General features: G+C 61.2%; 9 protein-coding genes. 8 read left to right on the top strand and 1 reads right to left on the bottom strand.

The genetic code is table 11. The features are described 5' to 3' along the window. The 3 genes from QZ522_RS14920 to hflX form a co-directional block, all read left to right on the top strand. Nucleotides 1-777, top strand: a 777-nt coding sequence (locus tag QZ522_RS14920; protein WP_294613249.1) for a potassium transporter TrkG, incomplete at its 5' end; no start/stop codon positions are given. Nucleotides 778-915: 138 nt separating this feature from the next. Continuing rightward, a complete protein-coding gene (hfq, locus tag QZ522_RS14915) occupies nt 916-1155 on the top strand; it encodes an RNA chaperone Hfq (RefSeq protein ID WP_294613246.1) in 240 nt (79 codons plus the stop codon). Continuing rightward, nucleotides 1152-2429, top strand: coding sequence for a GTPase HflX (hflX, locus tag QZ522_RS14910; RefSeq protein WP_294613243.1), 1278 nt, complete (start codon nt 1152-1154; stop codon nt 2427-2429). The genes hfq and hflX overlap by 4 nt, the downstream gene beginning before the upstream one ends. A 58-nt stretch (nt 2430-2487) precedes the next feature. Here the strand turns inward: hflX and mnmA are convergent, their stop codons facing one another. Continuing rightward, a complete protein-coding gene (mnmA, locus tag QZ522_RS14905) occupies nt 2488-3633 on the bottom strand; it encodes a tRNA 2-thiouridine(34) synthase MnmA (RefSeq protein ID WP_294613240.1) in 1146 nt (381 codons plus the stop codon). A gap of 122 nt (nt 3634-3755) precedes the next feature. Here mnmA and QZ522_RS14900 point away from each other — a divergent pair, with 122 nt between their 5' ends. The 5 genes from QZ522_RS14900 (at nt 3756) to QZ522_RS14880 (ending at nt 9395) form a co-directional block, all read left to right on the top strand. Beyond that, complete coding sequence (locus QZ522_RS14900) at nt 3756-4049, top strand: DUF1153 domain-containing protein (protein WP_294613238.1); 294 nt, start codon at nt 3756-3758, stop codon at nt 4047-4049. 81 nt (nt 4050-4130) lie between these two features. Continuing rightward, complete coding sequence (gene ctrA, locus QZ522_RS14895) at nt 4131-4847, top strand: response regulator transcription factor CtrA (protein WP_294613236.1); 717 nt, start codon at nt 4131-4133, stop codon at nt 4845-4847. A gap of 100 nt (nt 4848-4947) precedes the next feature. Beyond that, nucleotides 4948-7068 (top strand): NAD-dependent DNA ligase LigA, encoded by a 2121-nt coding sequence (ligA, locus tag QZ522_RS14890; protein ID WP_294613234.1) that lies wholly within the window; start codon nt 4948-4950, stop codon nt 7066-7068. Then, nucleotides 7065-9155: an ATP-dependent DNA helicase RecG gene (recG, locus tag QZ522_RS14885; protein WP_294613231.1), complete on the top strand. Its 2091-nt coding sequence runs from the start codon at nt 7065-7067 to the stop codon at nt 9153-9155. The genes ligA and recG overlap by 4 nt, the downstream gene beginning before the upstream one ends. Nucleotides 9156-9272: 117 nt before the next feature. Beyond that, the gene (locus tag QZ522_RS14880) at nt 9273-9395 is read left to right on the top strand and encodes a hypothetical protein (RefSeq protein ID WP_294613228.1); all 123 of its coding nucleotides are present in this window, start codon (nt 9273-9275) and stop codon (nt 9393-9395) included. The last annotated feature ends 290 nt before the right edge of the window (nt 9396-9685 follow it).

The following is a 9685-nucleotide window of genomic DNA, read 5'->3' as shown; positions in this document are numbered from 1 at the left end:
TTTGCCATCTTTCTCTTTTTGCTGTTTGCCCTGTCGCGGCTTACGTTTTCGTCGGACACGATCACATCGGCACGCCCCGGCGTCCTTTACGATCCCGAGTTCCGGCTTGGGGTGCTGCTTGTGCTTGGGGTGCCGCTCTTGCTGGTGTTGCGCCACTGGATTGCCGCCTTCGAGGTGATCGAGGCGGACAATCTCACCGTTGGCCTGCGCGCCTTTTGGGGGGGCATGTTCACCGTACTGTCTTTCCTGTCGACCGCCGGGTTCGAAAGCGCCGACTGGCAGGAGGCGCGTGACTGGTCCGGGCTTGGTACGCCGGGGCTTGTGCTTTTGGGGCTGTCGCTTGTCGGCGGGGGCGTTGCGACGACTGCGGGCGGGGTCAAGCTTTTGCGGGTCTATGCGCTTTACCTGCATGGCAAGCGCGAGGTCGAGCGGCTTGTGCATCCCTCCTCTGTCGGGCACGCCACGGGGGCAGGGCGGCGAATCAGGCGGCATGGCGCCTATATCGCCTGGGTGTTCTTCATGCTGTTTGCCATGTCACTGACCTTTGTGACGATGCTGCTTGCGGGGTTCGGGCAGGATTTCGAATCCGCGCTGATCCTCTCGGTTTCGGCCCTGTCCACCACCGGCCCGCTGATCAGCGCCGCCAGTGAAACGCCTATTCGCCTTCTCGAACTAAGCGCCGGCGCCAAGCTTTGCTATGGCGCGGCGATGGTGCTTGGGCGCCTTGAGACGCTGGCAATCATCGCGCTGCTCAACCCGGCGGTCTGGCGCGACTAGGTCAATCGGTGCTCACGCAGGTCGGCGTTTTCATTTTTAGGCTGGAAAGTCGCGCGCGGGCAAGACATACTCGGGCAATATGCAAGACCCTCAGGCACCGGTTCGCGGTGTGTGCAAGAATAAAGGCTTTGAACTTAAATGGCTTCTGATCGACAAAATTTGCAAGATGCGTTTCTCAACCAGGTTCGCAAGACCAAGATCCCGGTCACCGTTTTCCTGATCAACGGTGTCAAATTGCAGGGAGTGATCACCTGGTTTGACAACTTCTGCATCTTGCTGCGCCGTGATGGCCAATCACAGTTGGTCTATAAGCATGCCGTTTCGACGATCATGCCGTCGCAGCCGGTCAATCTTTATGATGGTGAAGAGACCAATTGAGCGAACACGCGCGCCCCGTGACACGGGCATGGGTCATCCACCCTGAAATCCCCTCGGCCGAGTCAGAGCGCGATCCTGTTCTCGCTCTGGAAGAGGCCGTTGCCTTGGCGCATGCCTTGCCCGACCTTGATGTGGTCGGCTCTCAGGTGGTGCGCCTGCGCAAACCTGACGCGGGCAAACTTTTCGGCAAGGGCAAGCTCGAAGAGCTGCGCCAGGCCATAGAGGATAACGAGGTCGAGCTGGTGCTGGTCGATGGCCCGGTCACGCCTGTCCAGCAACGCAACCTGGAAAAGGCCTGGGACGTCAAGGTTCTGGACCGTACCGGCCTTATCCTTGAAATTTTCAGCGATCGCGCCGCCACCCGCGAAGGCGTGCTTCAGGTCGAGATGGCCGCCTTGTCCTATCAGCGCACCCGCCTGGTGCGCGCCTGGACCCACCTTGAACGCCAGCGGGGCGGATTGGGGTTTGTCGGCGGGCCAGGCGAAACCCAGATCGAGGCCGACCGCCGCGCCATCGACGAACAATTGGTGCGCCTGCGCCGCCAGCTTGAAAAGGTGGTCAAGACCCGCAGCCTGCATCGCGCCGCGCGGGCCAAGGTGCCATTCCCGATCGTGGCGCTTGTTGGCTATACCAATGCCGGGAAATCCACCCTGTTCAACCGGCTGACCGGGGCCGAGGTCATGGCCAAGGACATGCTCTTCGCCACGCTCGACCCGACCATGCGGCGCATCCGGCTGCCCGGCGGCGGCCCCGAGGTTATCCTGTCGGACACGGTCGGCTTCATCAGCGACCTGCCGACCGAGCTCGTCGCCTCCTTCCGCGCCACCCTCGAAGAGGTGCTGGCCGCCGATCTGATCTGCCATGTGCGCGATATCTCGCATCCCGAAACCGTGGCCCAGGCCGAGGATGTGAGCACCATCCTCAACAGTCTCGGCGTCAAGGAGACTACCCCGCAGATCGAGATATGGAACAAGATCGACCGGCTTGACGAAGACGCTCGCGCCGCCACCCTGACCAAGGCCGCGCGGCTTGACCATGTTCAGGCGCTCTCGGCCATCAGCGGACAGGGGATCGACGACCTGGTCGAGGCGATTGCCAAGGCGCTGGCCGATGTAACCCATGTCACCACACTGCATCTCGGCTTTGACGCCGGGCGCAAACGGGCCTGGCTGTTTGAAAAGGATCTGGTCGAAACGGAAACCCAGACCGAAGACGGATTCGATCTTACCGTGCGCTGGACCGCCCGGCAGGAGGCCCGGTTCAAAGACCTCTGATCGGCCCCGGCCCCCTGGTTCTTCTTGGCAAAAATACTCAAAATCCGCCGGGGCGGCCTTATGCCCCGCGCCAGATCCATCCACCGCCCAGCACCCGCGTGCCGTCCTGTTCATAGAACACGCAGGCCTGCCCTGGCGACACGCCCTCTTCGGGGGTGAGCAACTCGACTTCTGCCTCGGTCTCTGAAATCGGGCGCAGGATCGCGGCACGCACCGGGCGGGTCGAACGCACCCTGACCGCGACATGCCACTCGGGCCGCGACATCAGGGGCTCATCCCCAAGCCAGTTGATTTCGCGCAACGGCACGCTGCGGGTCGAGAGCATCTCTTTCGGGCCGACGATCACCTGACGGGCATCCACATCAAGGCGCACCACGTAAAGCGGATCGGCAAGCCCGCCGATGCCAAGGCCGCGGCGCTGACCGATGGTATAGTGGATCACGCCGTCATGCCGCCCGAGGGTGCGACCGTCGGCATGCACGATCTCGCCCGGTTCTGCCGCGCCGGGGCGCAATTTCTCGATCACGCTGGCATAGTTGCCGTCTGGCACAAAGCAGATATCCTGACTGTCGGGCTTGTCGGCGACCTGCAATCCATATTTCGTTGCCAGTTCGCGGGTGGCCTCTTTCGAGGGCAGGTGCCCGAGCGGAAAGCGCAGATATTCCAGCTGTTCGGCGGTGGTCGAGAACAGGAAATAAGACTGATCACGATTTGAATCCGCCGCGCAATGCAATTCCGGACCGTTCGGCCCGGTCTTGCGCTGAATATAATGCCCGGTCGCCATGCAATCGGCCTCAAGGTCGCGCGCGGTTTCAAGCAGGTCCTTGAACTTGACCCGCTCGTTGCAACGAATGCAGGGCACCGGTGTCGCACCCGCCAGATAGCTGTCGGCGAATTCGTCAATCACCGCGTCGCGGAAGATATTCTCGTAATCCAGGACGTAATGCGGAAAGCCGACGTCCTCGGCGACGCGGCGCGCATCGTGAATATCGACCCCGGCGCAGCATGCACCCTTCTTGGCCAGGGCCGCGCCATGGTCATAAAGTTGCAGCGTCACGCCCACCACATCATAACCCTGTTCGGCCAAATAGGCGGCGACGACCGAACTGTCGACACCGCCGGACATCGCCACGACCACTCGTGTGTCGGCCGGAGCCTTTGCAAAGCCAAGGGAATTCAAAGGTGTATCGTTATCTAGCGCCATATCGGCCTCCGCTCGGGTCATTCAGAATATAGGAAAATGCTAATTACTCTCAAGCCCCGGTTTCACCTGCCGTTAAGCCCGATGCGACCACTTTGGTCAGCATCAGAAAAAGGGTGAGAGTGATGTATCTGAAGAAAGTGGAAGGGCCAAGGGCCGTCAGCCTGCCGGATGGCACGATCTTGAGCAGGGCAGACTTGCCTCCAGCGCATACCCGGCGATGGGTCGCCTCGCGCAAACTGGCCGTGGTGCGCGGGGTTGCCTACGGGCTTATGACCCGCAATGAGGCTATGCTGACATATGGTTTGAGCGGTGAAGAATTTGATGCATGGGTCACTGCCGCCAGCAGCCACGGGGAAAAGGCTTTGAAAGTGACTGCGCTCAAGACCTTTAGACAACCAAAAGGAGAGTTGCCTTGATATGCCAACAACGGTAACGGAGGGTTAACCATTTTTGGCGAGTGTGGTTCCGATTGAAGCACTGATCTGTGGAGAACCAAGATGCGAGTACTACTGGTCGAGGACGACCCGACAACCTCGAAAAGCATCGAACTGATGCTGACCCATGCGAACCTGAACGTTTATACGACCGATCTGGGCGAAGAGGGGGTCGATCTGGCCAAGCTCTATGACTATGACCTGATCCTGCTGGATCTGGGATTGCCGGATATGAACGGGCACGATGTGCTGCGTCAGTTGCGCATGGCCCGGATTGACACGCCGATCCTGATCCTGTCGGGGGCGCATGATACCGAAAGCAAGATCAAGGGATTTGGTTTCGGGGCGGATGACTATTTGACCAAACCGTTCCACCGCGAAGAACTCGTGGCGCGCATTCATGCGATCATCCGCCGCTCGAAGGGCCATTCCCAATCGGTGATCCGCACAGGCAAGATCAATGTCAACCTCGATGCCAAGACGGTCGATGTGGGTGGCAAGACCGTTCATCTGACCGGCAAGGAATACCAGATGCTCGAGCTTTTGTCGCTGCGCAAGGGTACGACGCTCACCAAGGAGATGTTTCTCAACCATCTTTACGGCGGCATGGACGAACCCGAACTCAAGATCATCGACGTGTTCATCTGCAAGCTGCGTAAAAAGGTCAGCGAGGCGACCGACGGCGCGAATTACATCGAAACGGTTTGGGGGCGGGGCTATGTCTTGCGCGATCCCGATCCGAGCGAGATGGATGATCAAAGGCTTGCCATCGGCGCCTGAGGCGTGCCGTGACATCTGGACCTCTGCCAGACAGGGCCGTATCACTTTGACCTGAGACCGGGGGCAGGCAATGCCCCGTCAGGAAAGGACAGAGGGGCCCATGAGCGACACGCGCGCAGTTGACAGCTTGGACAAGGAAGAGGCACGTCGCGAACTGGAACGGCTCGCAGCGCTTATTTCATCGGCCAATCAGGCATACCACACCAAAGATGCGCCGGTCATGTCGGACGCGGAGTTTGACGCGCTCAAGGCGCGAAATGCCGCGATCGAGGCGCGGTTTCCCGATCTGAAACGTGCCGACAGCCCGAGCGACGTGGTCGGCGCGATGCCCGCCGAAGGTTTTGCCAAGATCACCCACGCGGTGCGCATGCTCAGCCTTGGCAACGCCTTTGACAACGAAGATGTGGTCGAGTTCGACGCCCGCATTCGCCGCTACCTCGGGCTTGGGGCCGAGGCCGATCTTGGCTATACCTCCGAGCCCAAGATCGACGGGCTCAGCCTGAGCCTGCGGTATGAAAACGGGCAGTTGATACAAGTCGCGACACGCGGCGACGGGCAGGTCGGCGAAAACGTCACCGCCAATGCGCGCACGATTGCCGATATCCCGCAGACCCTTACCGGCGCGCCGAATATCCTTGAGGTCCGCGGCGAGGTCTACATGAGCCATGCCGATTTTGAGGCCCTGAATGCGCGGCAGGCGGCAAGCGCGGACAAACCCTTCGCCAATCCGCGCAACGCCGCCGCCGGTTCGCTGCGCCAGCTTGATCCCAAGGTTACCGGCGCGCGCCCCCTGAAGTTTTTCGCCTATGCCTGGGGTGAGTTGAGCGCGCCGCTGGCCGAAACCCAGATCGAAGCGATCGAACGCCTTGCCGCGTTGGGGTTTGAAACCAATCCGATGACCACGCTTTGTTCGGGCCCGGAAGAGATGCTGGCCGAATATGCCCGCATCGAACAACGCCGCGCGACGCTTGGGTATGACATCGACGGGGTGGTCTATAAGGTCAACGATCTTGGCCTGCAGGCCCGGCTTGGGTTCCGCTCGACCACACCGCGATGGGCGATTGCCCATAAATTTCCGGCAGAACTCGCCTGGACCCGGCTTGAGGCAATCGACATTCAGGTGGGGCGCACCGGCGCGCTTAGCCCGGTCGCACGCCTGATGCCGGTGACGGTTGGTGGCGTGGTGGTGTCAAACGCCACGCTGCACAATGAGGATTACATCCTCGGGCGGGACAGCAAGGGCGAGGACATCCGCGACGGCAAGGATATCCGCGTCGGCGATTGGGTTCAGGTTTACCGCGCGGGCGATGTGATCCCGAAAATCGCCGATGTGGACCTGAGCAAACGCCCCGAGGATGCCGTGCCTTACGCGTTTCCCAAAACCTGCCCCGAGTGCGGCTCGGATGCGGTGCGCGAAGAGGGCGACGCGGCCCGCCGGTGCATTGGCGGGCTTATCTGTCCGGCGCAGGCGGTGGAAAAGCTCAAGCATTTCGTCAGCCGCGCCGCCTTTGACATCGAGGGGCTGGGCGCGAAACAGGTGGAACAATTCTACCGCGATGGCTGGATCAGGGAACCGGCCGATATCTTCACGCTCAAGACGCGCTATGGCAGCGGGTTGCAGCAGCTCAAGAATCGCGAAGGCTGGGGTGAAAAGAGCGCGAACAACCTCTTCCAGGCCATTGAAGATAAAAGGCAAATCCCGTTCGGACGCCTGTTGTTTGCGCTTGGCATCCGCCATGTCGGCGAGGCCGCAAGCAATACGATCGCACGATTTTACGGCAGTTGGGACGATTTCACCGGCGCGATGGACGCCGCCCAGGGGTTTGATGGCCCCGAATGGGAAAGGCTCTTGGGGATCGACGGGGTTGGCGAGGTGATGGCGCGCTCGCTTGTTGGCGCCTTTGGCGAGGTCAATGAACGTGCCGGAATCGGTCGGCTTGTGGCGCATCTTGATGTTCAGGATGCCGCACGCCCCGACACCAGCAGCAGCCCGGTAGCGGGCAAGACGGTTGTTTTCACTGGCACGCTTGAAAAAATGACCCGTGCCGAGGCCAAGGCCCGCGCCGAGGCGCTTGGCGCCAAGGTTGCCGGAAGCGTGTCGGCAAAGACCGATCTTCTTGTTGCCGGGCCGGGTGCCGGATCGAAAGCGAAAAAGGCCGCGGAGCTTGGGATAGAGACGCTGGATGAAGACGGCTGGCTTGACCTGATTGGCCAGACATGACCGGACGCCCCGAAATCCTGTTCCCGCTGTTCGCCGGGCTTGAGACGCTGTCGGGCGTGGGCCCGAAGACCGTCCAGAATCTGGCGGCGCTTGACGTGGCGCGCCCGCGTGATCTTCTTTTCACGCTGCCCTATGCGGGCGTGGATCGGCGCAAGCGCGCAACGGTGCAGGGCGCCGATCTGCCCGGGGTGGTCACGGTCGAGGTGGTCATCGGCCAGCACCGTGCCCCAAGCCGCCGCGGCGGGGCGTACCGGGTGACGGTCGAGGATGCGGCGACCACGTTTCAGCTGGTGTTCTTCCATGCCCGTGACGAATATCTGCGCAAGACCCTGCCCACGGGCGCGCGCCGGGTGGTGTCGGGCAAGGTCGAGCTGTTCGACGGGCTGGCGCAGATGGTGCATCCCGATCACATGCTGCCCCCCGACGAGGCTGGCGACATCCCCGATTTCGAGCCGGTCTATCCGCTAACCGCCGGGGTCACCCAAAAGATGATGGTCAAGGCAGAGCAGGCCGCGCTTGCCCGCTTGCCCGATCTCGAAGAATGGATCGACCCGGTGCAAAAGGCGCAGGCCGGCTGGCCCGATTGGGCCGATGCAGTGCGCCAGGCGCATGCGCCGAAGGATCATCAGGATCTGTCGGCTGCGCATCCCGCGCGGGAACGGCTGGCCTATGATGAATTGATGGCGCATCAGCTTACGCTGGCGCTTGCGCGCTCGAAACTGCGCCGGGCCAAGGGGCGCGCGACCATTGGCACCGGAAAGCTTCAGGCCAGGGTGCTGGAGGAGCTGCCCTATGCGCTGACCGGGGCACAGACCCGTGCGATTGCCGATATTGCCGAGGATATGGCGGCACCCCTGCGGATGAACCGCCTGTTGCAGGGCGATGTTGGCGCGGGCAAGACCTTGGTCGCGTTCAAGGCCTTGCTGATCGCGGTTGAAGCGGGCGGGCAGGGGGTGATGATGGCGCCGACGGAAATCCTCGCGCGTCAACATCTGCAAGGGTTGCGACCGCTGGCCGAGAGTGCCGGTGTGGTACTTGAAATCCTGACCGGCCGCGACAAGGGCGCCGAGCGGCGCGCCAAGCTTGCGGCGCTGGCACGCGGGGACATCCAGATTCTGGTTGGCACCCATGCGGTGTTTCAAAAAGATGTGGAATTTGCCGATCTGCGGTTGGCGATTGTCGATGAACAGCACCGCTTTGGCGTGCGGCAACGGCTTGAACTTGGCAAAAAGGGCGCGCAGGCCGATGTGCTTGTGATGACCGCCACGCCGATCCCGCGTAGCCTGGCGCTGGCGCAATATGGCGACATGGATGTCAGTATTCTCGATGAAAAGCCGCCCGGCCGCAAACCGATCAAGACGGCGCTGGTCAATATGGCGCGGATGGACGAGGTGGTCGATCACCTGCGCCATGCGATTGGTGACGGGCGACAGGCCTATTGGGTTTGTCCGCTTGTCGAGGAAAGCGAAAGTGTCGATCTCAGCAGTGCCGAAGCCCGGTTTCAGAGTTTGCGCGCCGCTCTTGGCGAGGGGTTGGTCGGGCTTGTTCATGGTCAGATGCCACCCGACGACAAGGATGCCGCCATGGCCGCTTTTCAGCGCGGCGAGACATCGGTTCTGGTCTCGACCACGGTGATCGAAGTGGGGGTCGATGTGCCCAATGCGTCGATCATGGTGATCGAACGCGCCGAAAGTTTCGGCCTGGCACAGTTGCACCAATTGCGGGGCCGGGTCGGGCGGGGCGAGACGGCCTCGACCTGTCTGTTGATGTATCAGGCGCCGCTGAGCGAAGGCGGCGAACGGCGGCTAAGCACCATGCGCGACACCGATGACGGGTTTCGCATCGCCGAGGTCGACCTCGAGATGCGTGGCGCCGGTGATCTTATCGGCACGGCGCAATCCGGCCTGCCGCGGTTTCGGGTGGCCGATCTTGAGGCGCAATCGGCGCTGATGGCAGTGGCGCAATCGGATGCCCGCAAACTTTTGAATGACGACCCGGATCTTGGCGCGCCACGCGGACAGGCGGCGCGCGTTCTCTTGTGGCTTATGGAGCAGGATCAGGCGATCCGTTTGATTTCAGTGGGTTAGTGCCACTCAGTGATTGATTTTCCCTTAATGTTCTCAAATGTTCTCAAAAAGTTCTTTACTCGACTCGCTCGATGTGAGAACAAAGTGGCAACAAGACATTCGGGAAGGAGAGACCACATGATGCAGCAAATCAAATCGGTAGTTCGCAACTCTGGCGACACATTGTTGCAGGACGCCGCGGGCGGCTTGGTCTTGGTCTTCATGTTGGTGCTTGCGCTGCATGTTCCGGGTTTTGTGTGAAGTTTGATGTGATCTTTTGTGTTTGTACCAGTGTGACGAGGTGAGTCTGTTCTAATTCTGCCTGCGAAATTCGTGCCGGTCCGTCCGCGCATCTGTCCCCTATTTGATGCGTCTCGACTGACACTGCCTGTTCATAGTCCTCTTGGGGGTCTGCCTCCCCCTAAGTCGGATGGCCCGGGTCCTACACGATAACCGCTTGCGCCTGCCGCCGCCTTCCATTGCGAAGTGCGGCGGTTTTTTTGTGATGGGTGTCCAAAACAAAAGCCGCGCCGGAAGGCGCGGCTTGTTGG

It is taken from the genome of uncultured Roseovarius sp. (genome assembly GCF_913054395.1).
Classification (GTDB): domain Bacteria; phylum Pseudomonadota; class Alphaproteobacteria; order Rhodobacterales; family Rhodobacteraceae; genus Roseovarius.
This window is presented reverse-complemented; position numbering and strand designations above follow the sequence as displayed.

Excerpts from the sequence above, each read along its gene's own strand:
- hfq (WP_294613246.1), top strand. The coding sequence starts at position 916 with ATGGCTTCTGATCGACAAAATTTGCAAGATGCGTTTCTCAACCAGGTT.
- mnmA (WP_294613240.1), bottom strand. The coding sequence starts at position 3,633 with ATGGCGCTAGATAACGATACACCTTTGAATTCCCTTGGCTTTGCAAAG.
- QZ522_RS14900 (WP_294613238.1), top strand. The coding sequence starts at position 3,756 with ATGTATCTGAAGAAAGTGGAAGGGCCAAGGGCCGTCAGCCTGCCGGAT.
- ctrA (WP_294613236.1), top strand. The coding sequence starts at position 4,131 with ATGCGAGTACTACTGGTCGAGGACGACCCGACAACCTCGAAAAGCATC.
- ligA (WP_294613234.1), top strand. The coding sequence starts at position 4,948 with ATGAGCGACACGCGCGCAGTTGACAGCTTGGACAAGGAAGAGGCACGT.
- recG (WP_294613231.1), top strand. The coding sequence starts at position 7,065 with ATGACCGGACGCCCCGAAATCCTGTTCCCGCTGTTCGCCGGGCTTGAG.
- QZ522_RS14880 (WP_294613228.1), top strand. The coding sequence starts at position 9,273 with ATGATGCAGCAAATCAAATCGGTAGTTCGCAACTCTGGCGACACATTG.